Raw genomic sequence first — 14,972 nt, forward strand, 5'->3', positions numbered from 1 at the left:
CCTAGGCTAACGGCGCCACATCGGCATAAACAATCGATCGATCATTTCGTCCGCTACGGTGGCGCCTCAGGAGGTGACCGGTCAATCCCATGACACTGCTGAGCGCCCTGCGCCTGAACATGACGAACACCCCCGGTGCCGGGCATGCCGAGCGGTACCGGGCCGCGTTGGAGATGGCGTCCTATGCCGACACCAACGGAGTCACCGCGATCGGCTGCGAAGAACATCATCTTGCGGCCACCGGCTGGCTGCCCGCGCCGCTGTTGATGGCCGCCGCCGTCGCCGGATGCACCAACGACATCCGCATCAGCGTCAACGCCCTGCTGGTACCGCTCTACGACCCGGTGCGCCTCGCCGAGGACATCGCGGTGCTCGATCATCTATCCGCCGGACGGGTCAGTTTCGTCGCCGGAATCGGTTACCGCCCAGAGGAATACCACGCTGTGGGTAAGGATTTCCGGCGGCGGGGCCGCCTGATGGACGAGTGCCTCGAGGTGCTGCTGAAGTCCTGGGGAGACGCGCCTTTCGGATACCGCGGCCAGCTGATCGAGGTGACACCCAAGCCGTACACCAAGCCGCATCCGGTGTTCTTCATCGGCGGGATGAGCACCGCCGCCGCCCGCCGAGCGGCCCGGTTCGGATTGCCGTTCTCACCGCCGATGCCCATGCCCGAGATCGAAGCCCGGTATCGGGAGGAACTGGCACGCCATGGAAAGCAGGGGTTCGTCTTCAGTCCCGAGAACGGCAATACCGTGACTCATCTGACCACCGACCCCGAAGCCGCATGGGCCCGATGTGGTGAGTATTTCCTGCACGAGGCAACCGAATACAGCTCGTGGGCGGTGGCGCAGCTGCCTCGCCCCAACGAGAGTCGCACCGACACGGTCGACGAGCTGCGCGCGTCCGCCAAGATCGAGGTGCTGACCCCTGACGAGCTCGTCGAACAGTGTCGCGCCGGCCGCACCGGGGTGACACTGCACCCGCTGATCGGCGGGCTGCCGCTCGACGAGGGCTGGGAGAGCCTGCGACTGCTGGTCGAACGGGTACTGCCGGCATTGAATCCCTAGCTGGGACAACCCGGCCCGACGGCTCTCTCCGATAGTATGGGCGCGATGGACCGTCCAGCCGAATCCAAAGTCGACGCCCGTGCGCTGAATGGAGTTTCGGAGACCGCCCTGATGACGCTCAACGGGCGGGCGTATCAGGCCGCACACTCCAACGCCATCATCGATGACCCGGAGGCGATCCGACTCGTCGAATCCATCGCGTTCGACTTCGACAAGTTTGGACGCCGCGGCCAGGAGATGGCGCTACGGTCGCTGGCCGTTGATCGATGCGCGACGGCCTATCTGCAGGAGCACCCGGAGGCGACGGTGGTGGCGCTTGCCGAAGGCTTCCAAACCAGCTTCTGGCGGCTGGACAGTGCCATTCCTGACCCGCGATTCAATTGGGTGTCGGTGGATTTGGAGCCGGTGATGCGGCTTCGCGAACGGTTGCTGCCGACGTCACCACGCATCACCAACCTGGCGCAGTCAGCTTTGGACTACAGCTGGATGACGCAGGTCGATTCGAGCGCCGGCGTCTTCATCACCGCCGAAGGTCTGCTGATGTATCTGCAGCCGCGCCAGGCGATGGACCTCATCACGGCGTGCGCCGAGCGTTTCCCCGGCGGTCAGATGTTCTTCGATGTCCCACCGACCGTGGTCAGAAAGATCGCTCCGCGCGGGATGCGTTCATCCCGGCACTATCGCGTGCCCCCGATGCCGTTCAGCCTGTCGGCGCGTCAGCTCGCCGGGCTGGCCAAGACGGTGCCCGGTATCAGAGCCGTGCACGATGTACCTATGCCCAAAGGTCGCGGCCTGTTCTTCGGAACCGTGTTTCCGGCCTTCTGGCAGTGGGGTCCGATGAAGAACTTCCGGGGCGCCTACACGCTGCTCGAGTTCGCCTGAGAACTCGAGACGGATCAGGCGGCGGTGATCTCCAGGCCGATGTGCACTTTGTCTATCCCACCGCGCACCAGCGAGTGCGGGACGAACCACCAGGCGTGCCACCAGTACCGCTTGACCACGGCGTCGTAGACCCGCCGGGTCTCGGACTTGGGCAGGACCCGGGCCACCGCCTCAACGGGTTCCCCTTTGGGTTTACCCAGGACTCCGCATTTTTGGATGGTGACCCGCGGAGTGTTGTTGATGCGCTTGGTTTTCCACGACCCGTCGTCGGTGATGACCAACAACCGGTCCCCGGCGGGCGCACCCCACACCGGGGTCGGTTTGGGCTTGCCGTCCTTGGTGAACGTCGTCAGTAGCAAGTATTTTTCCCGGTACACATCGGAGAATGCGGGTGTCGTCATCAGTCGATTCTGGCAGTTTTCAGCGGATCGTTGGGGCGCACGCCGCGATAAATGCCCCGCCGGACGATCCACGGATACAGCACCCGCTCGATCGACCAGGCCGGGAACCGAAACGCGCGCCCGGACGGCGCAAACACCTCCAGGCCCTCGGGTTGAGGCCCCAGCACTGAGCCCCACCGCCTGGTGGGTGGCCGGTAGTGCCGTAGCGGCCTGCCGTCGAGGGCGGCCCGCACGTTGTGGGCCAGCAGGCCATCCGCGCGGTTGCGGGCCGAGCTGCGCAACGGGTCGGTCGCCGCGACGTCACCGATTGCGAACACCGTCGGATGTCCGGGAACCCGCAGATCGGCCGTCACCCGGACGAAGCCGGCCTCGTCGAGCAGCTCGGCCGGCAACCAGGCGGTGTTGGGTCGCACCTTGCCTATCGCCCACAGCACGGCATCGGCTGAGGCCGGGTCCTGACCGGTGCTCCACCGAACCGGGTCTTCGGTGATCCGGTCGCAGCCGAACCCGTGGGGCACGACGGCGCGGTGTTGGGCATGCAGGCCCACGCGCGCATCGACCAATCTGCGCTCGACGGTGCACCAGACCCGCGGGTGGTGCTCACGCAGCGGGCGCTGGCCGGGGAAATACAGGTCGACCTGCTTGTCCGGCCAGGTGCGGGCGACGTTGGCGGCGCTGCTGACCGCCGCGGCACCGCCGCCCACGACGATGACCGAACCGGCGGTGGCCAGTCGGGAGTGTGCGGTGGTCAGCTCCGCGGCGACGTCGCCGGCGGACTGCGTGGTGGGCCGACGCCAGAAGCCGTTGCTGACTCCGGTCGCGATGATCAGGGCGTCATAGGGCTCATCGCGGGTGACGCCGTCGGCACACCTGACGGTCAGGGATCTGACGCTCAGATCGACACCGGTCACCTCGCCGTGCACGGTGCGCACCGCGTCCAGCCGTGGGAATCGGTCAAACGGCAGCCAGTAGTCGCGCGCCCACTGCTGCGGGCGGGACAGGCGCAGGCCCAGCTCCTGACCGCTCACCAGCGCGGGTTTCACCGATATGCCGACCACGTCGGCGTGCTGGGCCAGCCGGATCGCGACGAGCACGCCGCTGTCGCCCAGGCCCGCTATGACCACCCGCGGTCGCGTCACGATGCGACTCAGCCCTGGGCGGCCTTCTTGCGTTCGATGTCGGCCAGCGCGGCGGCCAGCTCAGCCCGCTCGGCAGCCGAGGTCTCCCAGGCCAATTTGCGGTTCTTGACCACCTTGGCCGGCGCGCCGACCGCGATGGAGTAGTCGGGGATGACGCCCTTGACCACCGCGTGGGCGCCCAGGACACAACCGCGGCCGATGCTGGTGTCCCGCAGGATGGTGACCTTCGCCGCGATCCAGGTATCCGGTCCGATCCGCACCGGGCTCTTGATGATGCCCTGGTCCTTGATCGGAATGTTGATGTCGTCCATCTTGTGGTCGAAGTCGCAGACGTAGCACCAGTCGGCCATCAGCACGGAATCACCGAGCTCGATGTCGAGATAGGTGTTGATGACGTTGTCGCGTCCCAGCACCACTTTGTCGCCGAATCTCAGCGAGCCCTCGTGGGCCCGGATGGTGTTCTTGTCGCCGATGTGCACCCAGCGGCCGATCTCCATGTGCGACATCTCCGGGGTGGCCTGAATCTCCACGCCCTTGCCCAGAAAAACCATGCCGCGGGTGATGATGTGCGGGTTGGCCAGCTTGAACTTCAGCAGCCGCCAGTAGCGCACCAGGTACCACGGTGTGTAGGCCCGATTGGCCAGTACCCAGCGCAGCGAGGCCAGCGTAAGGAATTTGGCCTGGCGCGGGTCACGCAGGCGCGAACCCCGCCAGCGTTTGTGGATCGGAGCGCCCCACATCGTCGTCATGGCCGGAAAGCCTACGCGAGCGCCTTCGCGCCACGCGCTACCCTCACCTGGACTCGTTCACTGCCCGGCCGAGGATTGGGGATTGCCACTGTGTTGCGGCGACGTGGTGTCCTGGCCGGAATCGCGGTGGCGGCGTTGACAGGGCTTCTAGGCGGCTGCGCGAACACCGATTCGTGGGTGGATGCCGCGCCCGCGCCGGGCTGGCCCGCCCAGTACGCCGATGCCGCCAACAGCAGTCATACCGCCACCGCGGGCGCCACCGACCTGCAATTGGACTGGATCCGTTCGGTCAAGGGTGAGCTGGGAGCACAGCCCGCCCTGGGAGTCCACGGCTGGATGATGCTCAACGCCCAGACCGAGGCCGGCTGCTCGCTGATGCAGTGGGAGAACGCCGACCGCGGCCGGCAGCGCTGGTGTACGCGGTTGCATCAGGGCGGCGGGTTCTTCGGCGCACTCATGGACGGCTTCGACAACGTCTATGTGGGGCAGCCCGGCGCCATGCTGTCGTTTCCGCCCACCCAGTGGATCCGCTGGCGTGCACCGGTGATCGGAATGCCCTCCACGCCGCGCATCCTCGGTGACGGCCTGCTGCTGGTCGTGACCCATTTGGGCCAGGTGCTGATTTTCGACACCCATCGCGGCGCGGTCGTCGGCACGCCGCTGGACCTGGTGGACGGTGTCGATCCGACCGACTTCCGGCGCGGACTGTCCGACTGCGCCGACGCCCGACCGGACTGCCCGGTGTCCGCCGCACCCGCCTTCTCGCCACAGAGCAACATCGCGGTAGTGAGCCTGTGGCAGCCGGGCGCCAAGGAGTCCGGCTTGGTCGGTCTCAAATACCACCCGGGCGGCGTTCCGCTGCTCACCCTGGAGTGGAGCAGCGACGCGGTCGCGGCCGGCGTGTTGGCCAGCCCCGTGCTGTCCGCCGACGGTTCCACGGTCTACGTCAACGGACGCGACCAGCGCCTGTGGGCGATCAACGCCGCCGACGGCAAGGCGAAATGGTCAGTGCCGCTGAAGTTCCTGGCGCAAACACCGCCGGCGGTGACGCCCGGCGGACTGATCGTCTCGGGCGGCGGCCCCGACACCGAACTGACTGCCTATGCCGACCGCGGTGACTACGCCGAGCAGGTGTGGCGCCGCGAGGACGTCGTGCCGCTGTCCTCGTCGAGTCTGGCCGGCAAGGTCGGCTACACCGTGGTCGCCGGCACCAGTCTGGGTCCGGCGGGCTTGTCGCTGCTGGTGTTCGACCCGGCCGACGGCCACAGCCTCAACAACTATCCGTTGCCCGAAGCGCGCGGGTTTCCCGTCGGGGTGTCAGTCGGCAATGACCGGCGGGTGGCGGTTGCCACCAGCGCCGGTCAGGTGTTCAGCTTCGCCCCCGCCTGATCGCGGCTACTCCCCCGACATCACACCGCGACAGCCAGCGGCGGGAGCGCGGTGCGCGGCACCTTCACCGAAGTGGCACCGGAGCTCATCGGCAGCAGTTCGCCGGGCGCGAAGTAGAAGATCACCTCGTCATTGGTGATGGCGAAATTCTGGTAGTGCGCCGGGTCCAGCCCCGAGCCCGGCGAGATCAGGATCGCCGGTACCCCGGTCTGGCGTTCGAGGTCGCGCTGCACCACCGGGAAGATCGCGTCCAGCGGCTTGCTGTTGGGGGCGAACAGAGTGTCGAAGGTGATCGGCTTGCGGGTCGCCAGATCGTAGTTGAACGACTGGTACCAGGTGGACGGCTGCGGGCCGCCGAGGTCTTGGAAGATCTTCAGCACGACGCTCTGGGTGCCCTTGGGGGCCTGACCCGAACGGTGCTGCTCGGATGTGGCGTCCATTTCGTAGGGCATGTCGCGCGACCCGGGCGACTTGGCCACCGTCAAGAACCCGTCGCGGTTCTGCACCAGGTAGTCGGTCAGGGTCTGCTGGTCCGGGTAGTCGACCGGAAACCGCATGTCAAGGGTGTAGTTGGCGTTGGACGAGTGGACGTGGCACTGTCCGGACTCGACCGTGCCGCCCAGTTCGGCACAGGGCGAAACCGCGCCCGCCGAGGGTATCCCCGTCATGCCCAGCCAGCTGCCCACTGCACCGCCCGCCAACAGGACGGCCACCAGAATGCGCATTGTCGGTTTGTCTCGCTTTGTGTCGCCTTGCCGCAGCAAGCAGGAATGGCCTGAAGACGACAGCTTACCGGGCCGCTCAGCGCGACGGACGGCAGACGAAGGCAATCGCCCGCGCGGTTGCCCCCGTCCCGATGCGGGTGATCACCACCGACAGAGCCTGCGCACCGCGCAGACGCAGCCGGCGACGCAGACCGTCCGGGTCAGCCTGCACGTCGCGTACGCCGCGCACCAGGATTTCCAGGGCACCGCAGTCGTGGACCGACAACGCCTGCCGAAGGCGCTTTTCGCTGTAGGCCAGCGTTTCGAGCACCTCGAATCCGCGTAAGCCGTCCGGTAGTTCGTCGCCGGACAGATAGGCGATGTCGGGGTCGAGCTGCCAGAGCCCGTGCCGGGCGCCGTACTGGCGGACCAGACCGGCCCGCACCACCGCGCCGTCGGGGTCGATGATCCAGCGCCCCGCCGGCCGCACGTCGCAGTCATCGGACTCGGCGTCGGTGATCTGCTCGCCGCGGTCGAGGATCACCGCGCGGCGGCGCACCCCGGTTTCGGTCAGGCTGGGCGACCATAGGCAGGCCTCGCGAACCGAGGTGCGCCACGAGGTGACTTCGATCTCGCCGTGAAAGCCGAGCGTCCGAACTTTCTCGAAATCGATTCCGGGAGCGGCTTTTACGACCAGGTCACGACCCGCATAGCGCTCCACCAACAGGTCCAGGGCGGGTTGATAGTCGGCCGGGTCGAACCGACGCCGCCCACCGGCGCGCCGGCCGGGGTCGGCCAGTACCACGGTGCCGCGGCTGACCGGTGCCAGGGCATCAGCTCGCACGACGGCCCCGCCCACGTTGTGGCGAGCCATCGCCAGCCGTACCGGGTCGAGGTCGCTGCCCAGCACCCGATCGATCCGCTCGGACAGCGCTGCCAGCTCGGTGCCGACCGAGCAGGTCACGTCGTGTACGGCGGCACCCGGTGCCGCGGCCGCGATCCGGTACGCGCGGTGCCGTGCCACCGGCGCGGCACTGGCCTGCTGCAGCGCCTCGTCGGTGAACAGCCACCGTGAGATGCCCGGCAGCTCAACCAATTTGGCGGCGGCACGCCGGCGCAGCAGCACGGTCTCGACCAACGCCGATGTCCGGGTGCCGAAGCGGCCGCGCAGGGCGGCGATGTCGGCGATCCGGGTGGCGTCGGTGAGCGCAAAACCGGCGACCTCGCCCAGGGCGGTGGCCCCGGCCGGCGAGCTCAGATAGCCGACGTCGTCGACTTCAAATCTGAAGCCGGCAGTCAGGACGGTTTAACCCCGGTGATCATCAGGTTGTAGAACCAGCCTTTGGGCACCACCCGGCGCCAGATGTTGGCGTCCACCCAGCTCAAGGCCGTCCAGCTGCCGAAGGCGAACCGCGCCCAGCCCCAGCCGAGCTTGCCCGGCGGGACCGTCGACTCGAAGGTGCGAACCGGCCAGCCCAGCATCGCGGCGGTGAACTCTTCGCTGGCGGTCTGCACCTCGACCGCGCCGGCGTTGGTCGCCATCCGCTCCAGGTCGCGCGGCTCGAAGGTGTGCAGGTCCACGATCCACTCGAGGGCGGCGGCGCGGGAGTTCTCGTCGAGCTCTTCCTGCGGTCGGCGCCAGGATCCCATTCCGGGCAGCTTCATCGCCGCGACCGTGGTCTTCCAGGTCAGGTCGGCTAGCCGGCGCGCGTAGAAGTTGCCGACCGTGGTGGGCTCCCCGGCGAAGATGAAGCGCCCACCCGGCTTGAGCACTCGCACCACCTCACGCAGCGACAGTTCGACGTCGGGAATGTGATGCAGCACCGCGTGGCCGACCACCAGATCAAACGTGTTGTCCTCATAAGGGATGCCCTCGGCGTCAGCGACCCGGCCGTCGACGTCCAGACCGAGGGCCTGACCGTTGCGAGTGGCGACCTTGACCATGCCCGGCGAGAGGTCGGTGACCGAGCCGCGCCGCGCGACGCCGGACTGCATCAGGTTGAGCAGGAAGAATCCCGTGCCGCAGCCCAGTTCCAGCGCCCGGTCATACAGCGGCGCTTCGCCGGTCCGCTCGGCAGCGGGCACGATTGCGTCGAAGCGGCCCCGGGCGTAGTCGATACAGCGCTCGTCGTAGGAGATAGACCACTTCTCGTCGTACTGCTCAGCCTCCCAGTCGTGGTAGAGCACCTGGGCGAGCTTGCTGTCGTGCCGGGCGGCCTCCACCTGCTCGGCGGTGGCGTGCGGGTTCGGCGTGGGGTCCGTACTGGTCATGGTAGGTCAGCCTAATAGGTGATATCTGCACGGCGAAGCCGGGCGGAACCAGGTCACCGCTGGCGCGACCGCGACTCAGATCGCGCCCACCAAGCCATCTGCCAAGGAGTCGGCCGCTGAGCCGGTGCTGTCGCTCAGCGCGCCGGTGAGGGTGTCGATCACGGCCTGCGGGAACGCGGTGACTGCGGCGAGCACGTCGTTGAAGCCCGTCTGCAGCGCCGCGGTGATGTCGGCGGTATCGCCACCCTGGATGGCCTCCCAGATGTTCCAGGCGGCGATCTGCGGCGCGGTGATCAGATCGCGGAAGTCGACGAACAACCCGGTAAACAGGTCCGGGGTTGCCGAGACGGGTATGCCGTCCCAGCTGACCAGCGTCCAACCGTCGGTGGGGTTGCCTTCGAGGATGGCCTGACCCCCGTTGGGGGGCGGGCCGCCGTTTTCGAGCACTGTCTGGATGATCGGCCAGATATCGGGGTTCTTGACGTTCATCAGTATCCAGATGGCGATAACCCCGCCGCTGGAGGACGCCACCGCGGTCGTGGCGCCGTCTCCGGCGATGGTGTTGTCGTACATCGTCTGGACGGCTTGGTCGACCTGCTCGTCGAAGACCACCCCGTTGTAGTTGGTGCCCGGCTCGGAGACAAACAGGTTGCCCAGGATCCACGAAGCCATCGGCAAGAAGAAGGACGCTTCGGTGAGCAGGTTGCGGGGCTGTTCTTCGAAAAGCCCGGCGGGGATCTCGTTGAGGTCCGTCAGAACCTGCACAGCCGGCATGCCGGGCAGTTGGGCCAGCGCTGCCATGGTCTGCTGGGTCCGGATAAGTTCCGAGGCGTAGATGCCGGCGATACCGTCGGGGAACTGCTGCTGGATGTCAGCGGCCACATCTTGCGCCTGCTGCTCGCCCAGCGCCGTCAGGGGAGCACCGGGCGGCAGCGTGCCAAGAATGTTGTTGACGTCGTCCGTCGATTGCCCGTGCCGCACCAGATCCAGCGTGATGTCCTCGGCAGTCAGCGCGATGTCGGCCACCTGCACCGCGGCCGACACCGGCGCCGCTACCGGCGTGACGACTCCGACGGCAACCAGCGTTATCCCGGCACTTACGCAGGTACGGCTGATGATTGGCAGCATGTCTATCCCCCCAGATAGGACACAATGTGGCCGATATCACAGCTTATCTATGTTATGGAGAGCTGGGCAATACCCAGCCTTCAGGAAATCGCAGGTTCGTCGGACTCCACGAAGCCGGGTGCGGCAAGCTAGCGCCACACCCGGCTTCGTTGCTGCTGGTCAGGGGTCAGATAGCCAGGGCCCCCAGCAGGTCGCCCCACGCCTCGGCGGAGCCGCTGCCCGCGGCATCGCCGAACGCACCGGCGATGGTGTCGATCACTGCCTGCGGGAACTCCACCAGCGCCGAGAACACGTCGTTGAAGCCGGTCTGCAGCGCAGCCAAGATGTCGGAGGGGTCCCCACCCAGGATTGCCTCCCAGATGTGCCAGCCGGCCATCTGCGGCGCGGTGATCAGGTCCCGCCAGTCGACGAACAATCCGGTGAGCAGATCCGGGTTCTCGGCGACCTCGGTGCCGTTCCAGCTGACCAGCGTCCAGCCGTCGGTGGGGTTGCCCTCCACCACGACCTGTCCGGTGTTGGGCAGCCCGCGGTCATTGACCAGGGTGTCCAAGTACAGCCCCCAATCGGGGTTCTGGACGTTCATCATCGTCCAGGCCATGATCGCGGCACCGTGCGAAAACGCCACGCCCGAGCTGTCCGGGTCTGCCGTAGTGGCGTCGTAGATCGTCTGGATGGCGCCACCGAAGTTGTCCTGGAACGCCATCCCGTTGGGGTTGATGTCCGAGCCCAGCATCGGCACCCAGTACGCCCCGGTCATCCACGCGATCGTGGGCAACAGATAGAGGAGGCCGGAGATGGTTCCGCTCTGTCCTTCCAGCCACCCCGCGTTGATCTCGCCGAGCCCGGACAGGATCTGCTCGGGCGCGAGCAGCGGCGGCGGCCCGTCCGGAAAGTTGGCTGGATCGACAGGTTGCCCGGCCAGCAACTGGACCAACGGCCACGCCGTCTGCTGGGCGCGCAGGAAGTCCGAGGCGTACACCCCGCCAATGTTGTTGTCACCCCCGTTGTAGAGGCCGTTACCGACGTCGATGGCCTGTTGCTCACCGAGCTCGGTGAGCGGTGCACCCGGGGGCGTCGTTCCGACGTAGTCCGAGACGTTCTCGGTCGACTGGCCGTGACGGACCAGGTCAAGCACCATGTCGACGGCGGTCAGCGTGATATCGGGCCGAGCGATGCCGGGCAGCGGCGCGGCTATCGGAGCCACCGGGGCAACGGCCACGAGGCCGGCGCCGACAAGGGCGACCCCGGCGGTGATCCACGGGCGGGTGTGCTGCATGACCTTCTCCTTCAGCGAGTCCGTAGCTTCCGTTACGCTCCGACGCGTAGCGCAATACTTCGCTGAAAATATCCCCCCATTTTTCCTATGTCAATGCTTAATCCGCGAATTCCGATGCAACGGTCCCAGCTTCGCCTCTCCTACGTCGAGACTCGCTGAACCGCGGGGTTGATTTGGCGGCCCCAGCTTCGCCTCTCCTACGTCGAGACTCGCTGTACCGCGGGGTTGATGGGCCGGCCCCAGCTTCGCCTCTCCTACGTCGAGACTCGCTGAACCGCCCGGTTCATGCGGGGGAGGCTTAGCCGTCCAGCGCGCCCGTGATGGTCTCGAAAACGGCCTGCGGGAACGCGGTGATAGCTCCGAGCACCTGGTCGAAACCGGTCTGCAGCGCTGCGGCGATCTCGGCCTGGTCCCCGCCCTGCAACGCCTCCAGGATGTGCCACGTCGCGATCTGCGGCGCGACGTTCAGGTCCCGCCAGTCGACGAACAGCCCGGTCAACAGGTCCGGAGTCGCCGACACCTCCTGCCCGCCCCAGCTGACCAGCGTCCAGCCGTCGGTGGGGTTGCCCTCGATGATGACCTGACCGGTGTTGTCCAGCGGGGTGTGCGTGTCGAGCAGTTGGGACAGGACCAGCCCGAAGTCGGGGTTTTTGACGTTCATCAACGTCCAGATCGCGATCGTTCCGGCGTGCGCGAACGCCACGTCGTTGAGCGAGCTTTCCGGGTCGGAGACGCTATTGCTGTAGATGGCCGCGATCGCATCGGTGACGCGATCGTTGAACGCCACTCCGTTCGGGTCGATCGTGGAGCCCAACATGGGCACCCAGTAGTGGCCCAGAGCCCACATGAAAGTCGGCAGAGCGTAGGCGACCTGGGTGAGGAGGTTGAGTTCGTGGCCCTCGAACCATCCGGCATTGATCTCGTTGAGTCCGGCCAGGATGGTCAGCGGTGTGTCCGGCGCGCCTGCGGCGCTCAGCCACCCGCCGGCCGTTTCCTGCGAGCGGAGGAACTCGGAAACGTAAATCCCGCTGTAGAAGTCGGGGTCGGCAAGGTGCAGCGGGTTGGCGGGATTGGCAAGGTAGGCGGCCTCCTGCTCCCCGAGCGCGGTCAGCGCGGCGCCCGGCGGGATGGTGCCCAGGATTCCCTCGAAGTTGTCCACCGACTGCCCGTGGCGCACCAGGTCCAAAGTGATGTCCTGAGCGGTCAGCAGGAAGTCCACTGCCACGGCTCCGGCCTGCGGCATCATGACCGGACCGGCCGCAACGGCGCCCGCGCCCAGCAGTGCGACGGCCGCGGTGGTCCAGGGGCGGATGGCAGATGACTGCATGGTGGGTTCCTAACGCCGGGCTCGAGGCGGCTCTGGCCGCTGACTGGACGTTAGCTGATAAAAACGTGAAAAGAAACCGTCATGGCCCCAAGCCCCCGGGGGCCGTGGCGCCTAAGAGCCTTCCCCAGCGGTGCGGGCGGCGAACAGCTCGCCGTAGCGGCGTTGGTCGGCGGCGGCTCGGTCGGCAGGAGGCTCGGTCTCGACGGAGTCGATCGAGGCCTTGGCCGCGGCCAGCGCCTGTGCCGGGGTGTGGGTGAAGCGGCGGGCCCAGACGATCGCGGCGTCGTAGACGCCGTCGGGCGCGACCATGTCGTCAATCAGGCCCAGGGCCAGCGCCTCTTCAGCATCGAAGAACCGGCCGCTGTACGCCAATTCTTTGGCGCGGCTGGCACCGATGGTTCGGGCCAGCCGGGCCAGCCCGCCACCGTCGGGAGCGAGGCCGGCCAGAATTTCAGTTGCCCCGAACTTGACGTTGTCGCCGCTGATTCGCCAATCCGCGGCCAGCGCCAGCGCCAAACCACTGCCCAGCGCGTAGCCGGTGATGGCCGCCACCGTCGGCTTTGCGATTGCCGCTACCGCCTGCACGGCTTCGTGGCGCACCCGGGCAAAGACCTGCGCCTCCGCCGCGATCAGCGTGCGCAGTTCGGGTACATCGTCGCCGGCGCAAAAGATCTCGTGGCCCCCGTACAACACCACAGCTGCGACGTCGTCGCGGGCCGACACCTCGGCCGCGGCCGAAGCGATCTCCCGGTAGACCTGCCGGGTCATAGCGTTGGTCGGCGTCCGCGAGACCACCAGCGTGGCCACCCCGGGCTCGTCGGCTGAGGTGTGCACCGATACGAATTCGCTCATCCGAGCCAACGCTTTCCGCGTGCTGCGTTGTAACGGTCGGAGTTGAAGAACTCGATCTCCCAGTTGTCGCCGCGGCGCGCCAGGTCCGGCCGCACCACCACGATCTGGCGTTCCACCGCCATCACGGCTTCGATGCTGCGGCCGATAAGCGAATCCAGCTGGGTCCAGGTCGGCGGTAGCAAGAAGCTGTTCCCGGCAGCGAAATCCTCGATCGCCGCCTCCGGCGTGAGCCAGCCGGCGCGGTCGGATTCGGTGTTCTCGCCGTCCGCGCGCTGCCCGACCGGCAGTGCACCCACGAAGAAATAGGTGTCGTAGCGGCGGGTGCGCTCAGCCTCCGGAGTCACCCAGTTGGCCCAGGGCCGCAGCAACTCGGCATGCAGCACCAGATGCTCGGTGCGCAGAAAGTCGGCGAACGACAGCTCGCCGGCGTTCAGCGCTCGCCGGGACTCGGCGTACACCGACGCATCGGAGACAACCCGGTCCGGATCATCAGCGGGCCCGGCGAACAGCACCCCGGATTCCTCGAACGTCTCGCGTGCGGCCGCGCAGACCAGTGCCGCGGCCAGTTCCACGTCCACGCCGAAACGCTGCGCCCACCACGTCGGCTCGGGCCCGTGCCAGGCGATCTCGGTGCTGCGGTCACGGTCATCGACGCCCCCGCCGGGAAAAACCATCACGCCGGCGGCGAACTCCATCGCGGCATGGCGGCGCATCAGGAATACGTCGAGGCCCTGCCCGCCGGGGGCGTCCTCGCGTACCAGCATCACCGTCGCGGCAGGTCTCGTCGGCAGGGGTGGCGGCTGCGGTTCGTTCATGCGCGCCTCCGGTGGGCAGCTCGACTACGGGTTCGGCGCGCGAAGTAGCGCCCGTCGATGACATCCAGTGAGATCGACTGGCCGAACGTGGCCGACAGGTTCTCGGCCGTGAGCACGTCCTCGAGCAGGCCGGCGGCCACCGCGCGGCCCTCGGCCAGCAGCAGGCAGTGGCTGAATCCGACCGGAATCTCCTCAACGTGGTGCGTGACCAGCACGATCGCCGGTGCATCCGGGTCGGCGGCCAGATCCCCCAGGCGCGCCACCAGCTCCTCGCGCCCGCCCAAGTCCAAGCCGGCCGCCGGCTCGTCGAGCAGTAATAGCTCCGGGTCGGTCATCAAGGCGCGGGCGATCAGCACGCGCTTGCGCTCGCCTTCGCTCAGCGTGCCGTAGGTGCGGTCGGCCAGATGCTCGGCACCCAGGCTCTCCAACAAGTCGACCGCCCGCTCGTAGTCGACGGTGTCATAACGTTCGCGCCACCGTCCCAGCACCGCGTAGCCGGCCGAGAGGACGAGGTCACTGACCGTTTCCCCGTCTGGGATCCGCTGCGCCAGCGACGACGAGCTCAGCCCGACGCGGGCCCGCAGCTCGGTGGTGTCGACCCGGCCCAGCTGTTCGCCCAAGACGTAGGCCACGCCCGAGGACGGGTGCTCGGTGGCTGCGGCGATCCGCAGCAACGACGTCTTGCCCGCACCGTTGGGCCCGATGATCACCCAGCGTTCGTCGAGTTCGACCGACCAGTCCAACGGCCCCACCAGAGAACGCCCGTCACGGCACAGCGAAATGCCTTCGAAGTGGATCAACAGATCCTGATCGGCCCCGGTTGCGGGAGCGGAACGTCCGGTATCGGGCACGGCCCTATCGTGCCGTATCCCGGCTCCGCGGCGACCGACCGGGGTGGCGCTAGCCGGGGCACGTTCCGGGCTGAACTACTTCACCCCGCCGCGGCGTTGGGCTGTTGTAATGTTTGCCAAG

General features: G+C 67.3%; 15 protein-coding genes. 3 read left to right on the forward strand and 12 right to left on the reverse strand.

What is annotated here, in order from left to right:
- Nucleotides 1-89: 89 nt before the first annotated feature.
- Both EJK91_RS02615 and EJK91_RS02620 read left to right on the forward strand, forming a co-directional pair.
- On the forward strand, nt 90-1,067 hold the full coding sequence (locus EJK91_RS02615; RefSeq protein WP_125078184.1) for an LLM class flavin-dependent oxidoreductase: 978 nt from the start codon (nt 90-92) through the stop codon (nt 1,065-1,067).
- Between the two features lie 36 nt (nt 1,068-1,103).
- Nucleotides 1,104-1,949 carry a class I SAM-dependent methyltransferase gene (locus tag EJK91_RS02620; protein ID WP_024440209.1) on the forward strand — a complete coding sequence of 282 codons (846 nt, stop codon included), beginning with the start codon at nt 1,104-1,106 and terminating at the stop codon, nt 1,947-1,949.
- Between the two features lie 14 nt (nt 1,950-1,963).
- Here EJK91_RS02620 and EJK91_RS02625 read toward each other — a convergent pair whose 3' ends face one another.
- Genes EJK91_RS02625 through EJK91_RS02635 form a run of 3 tightly spaced genes read right to left on the reverse strand, consistent with a single transcriptional unit; the run spans nt 1,964 to nt 4,238 of the window.
- Complete coding sequence (locus EJK91_RS02625) at nt 1,964-2,350, reverse strand: PPOX class F420-dependent oxidoreductase (protein ID WP_024440210.1); 387 nt, start codon at nt 2,348-2,350, stop codon at nt 1,964-1,966.
- Nucleotides 2,350-3,489, reverse strand: a complete 1,140-nt coding sequence (locus EJK91_RS02630; RefSeq protein WP_125078186.1) for an FAD-dependent oxidoreductase — start codon at nt 3,487-3,489, stop codon at nt 2,350-2,352. The genes EJK91_RS02625 and EJK91_RS02630 overlap by 1 nt, the downstream gene beginning before the upstream one ends.
- An 8-nt stretch (nt 3,490-3,497) precedes the next feature.
- Nucleotides 3,498-4,238: an acyltransferase gene (locus tag EJK91_RS02635; RefSeq protein WP_024440212.1), complete on the reverse strand. Its 741-nt coding sequence runs from the start codon at nt 4,236-4,238 to the stop codon at nt 3,498-3,500.
- 90 nt (nt 4,239-4,328) lie between these two features.
- On the opposite strand from EJK91_RS02635, the gene EJK91_RS02640 reads away from it, so the two are divergent.
- Nucleotides 4,329-5,627 (forward strand): outer membrane protein assembly factor BamB family protein, encoded by a 1,299-nt coding sequence (locus tag EJK91_RS02640; RefSeq protein WP_046302062.1) that lies wholly within the window; start codon nt 4,329-4,331, stop codon nt 5,625-5,627.
- A gap of 20 nt (nt 5,628-5,647) precedes the next feature.
- On the opposite strand, the gene EJK91_RS02645 is transcribed toward EJK91_RS02640, so the two are convergent.
- The 9 genes from EJK91_RS02645 to EJK91_RS02690 form a co-directional block, all read right to left on the reverse strand.
- Complete coding sequence (locus EJK91_RS02645; protein ID WP_024440214.1) at nt 5,648-6,352, reverse strand: esterase; 705 nt, start codon at nt 6,350-6,352, stop codon at nt 5,648-5,650.
- A 76-nt stretch (nt 6,353-6,428) separates the two neighbouring features.
- Complete coding sequence (locus tag EJK91_RS02650; RefSeq protein WP_164517868.1) at nt 6,429-7,631, reverse strand: THUMP-like domain-containing protein; 1,203 nt, start codon at nt 7,629-7,631, stop codon at nt 6,429-6,431.
- Complete coding sequence (locus EJK91_RS02655) at nt 7,628-8,602, reverse strand: class I SAM-dependent methyltransferase (RefSeq protein WP_024440216.1); 975 nt, start codon at nt 8,600-8,602, stop codon at nt 7,628-7,630. Before EJK91_RS02655 ends, EJK91_RS02650 begins: the two co-directional genes overlap by 4 nt.
- Before the next feature lie 75 nt (nt 8,603-8,677).
- Complete coding sequence (locus EJK91_RS02660) at nt 8,678-9,730, reverse strand: histidine phosphatase family protein (RefSeq protein WP_024440217.1); 1,053 nt, start codon at nt 9,728-9,730, stop codon at nt 8,678-8,680.
- Between the two features lie 166 nt (nt 9,731-9,896).
- Nucleotides 9,897-11,006 carry a histidine phosphatase family protein gene (locus tag EJK91_RS02665; protein WP_024440218.1) on the reverse strand — a complete coding sequence of 370 codons (1,110 nt, stop codon included), beginning with the start codon at nt 11,004-11,006 and terminating at the stop codon, nt 9,897-9,899.
- 298 nt (nt 11,007-11,304) lie between these two features.
- Entirely contained in the window at nt 11,305-12,333 is a 1,029-nt protein-coding gene (locus EJK91_RS02675; protein ID WP_125078188.1) for a histidine phosphatase family protein, read from the reverse strand.
- Between the two features lie 111 nt (nt 12,334-12,444).
- Nucleotides 12,445-13,185, reverse strand: coding sequence for an enoyl-CoA hydratase (locus tag EJK91_RS02680; protein ID WP_125078189.1), 741 nt, complete (start codon nt 13,183-13,185; stop codon nt 12,445-12,447).
- Nucleotides 13,182-14,000 (reverse strand): NUDIX hydrolase, encoded by an 819-nt coding sequence (locus EJK91_RS02685; protein WP_125078190.1) that lies wholly within the window; start codon nt 13,998-14,000, stop codon nt 13,182-13,184. Before EJK91_RS02685 ends, EJK91_RS02680 begins: the two co-directional genes overlap by 4 nt.
- On the reverse strand, nt 13,997-14,869 hold the full coding sequence (locus tag EJK91_RS02690) for an ABC transporter ATP-binding protein (protein ID WP_444850791.1): 873 nt from the start codon (nt 14,867-14,869) through the stop codon (nt 13,997-13,999). The genes EJK91_RS02685 and EJK91_RS02690 overlap by 4 nt, the downstream gene beginning before the upstream one ends.
- Nucleotides 14,870-14,972 lie beyond the last annotated feature (103 nt).

Origin of the sequence: Mycobacterium sp. P7213 (genome assembly GCF_900604305.1) — a bacterium.
In the GTDB taxonomy this organism is placed as follows: domain Bacteria; phylum Actinomycetota; class Actinomycetes; order Mycobacteriales; family Mycobacteriaceae; genus Mycobacterium.

What these genes read in the sequence shown, in the direction of transcription:
- EJK91_RS02615 (WP_125078184.1), top strand. Translation starts at nt 90, where the DNA reads ATGACACTGCTGAGCGCCCTGCGCCTGAACATGACGAACACCCCCGGT.
- EJK91_RS02620 (WP_024440209.1), top strand. Translation starts at nt 1,104, where the DNA reads ATGGGCGCGATGGACCGTCCAGCCGAATCCAAAGTCGACGCCCGTGCG.
- EJK91_RS02625 (WP_024440210.1), bottom strand. Translation starts at nt 2,350, where the DNA reads ATGACGACACCCGCATTCTCCGATGTGTACCGGGAAAAATACTTGCTA.
- EJK91_RS02635 (WP_024440212.1), bottom strand. Translation starts at nt 4,238, where the DNA reads ATGACGACGATGTGGGGCGCTCCGATCCACAAACGCTGGCGGGGTTCG.
- EJK91_RS02645 (WP_024440214.1), bottom strand. Translation starts at nt 6,352, where the DNA reads ATGCGCATTCTGGTGGCCGTCCTGTTGGCGGGCGGTGCAGTGGGCAGC.
- EJK91_RS02655 (WP_024440216.1), bottom strand. Translation starts at nt 8,602, where the DNA reads ATGACCAGTACGGACCCCACGCCGAACCCGCACGCCACCGCCGAGCAG.
- EJK91_RS02660 (WP_024440217.1), bottom strand. Translation starts at nt 9,730, where the DNA reads ATGCTGCCAATCATCAGCCGTACCTGCGTAAGTGCCGGGATAACGCTG.
- EJK91_RS02665 (WP_024440218.1), bottom strand. Translation starts at nt 11,006, where the DNA reads ATGCAGCACACCCGCCCGTGGATCACCGCCGGGGTCGCCCTTGTCGGC.
- EJK91_RS02675 (WP_125078188.1), bottom strand. Translation starts at nt 12,333, where the DNA reads ATGCAGTCATCTGCCATCCGCCCCTGGACCACCGCGGCCGTCGCACTG.
- EJK91_RS02680 (WP_125078189.1), bottom strand. Translation starts at nt 13,185, where the DNA reads ATGAGCGAATTCGTATCGGTGCACACCTCAGCCGACGAGCCCGGGGTG.
- EJK91_RS02685 (WP_125078190.1), bottom strand. Translation starts at nt 14,000, where the DNA reads ATGAACGAACCGCAGCCGCCACCCCTGCCGACGAGACCTGCCGCGACG.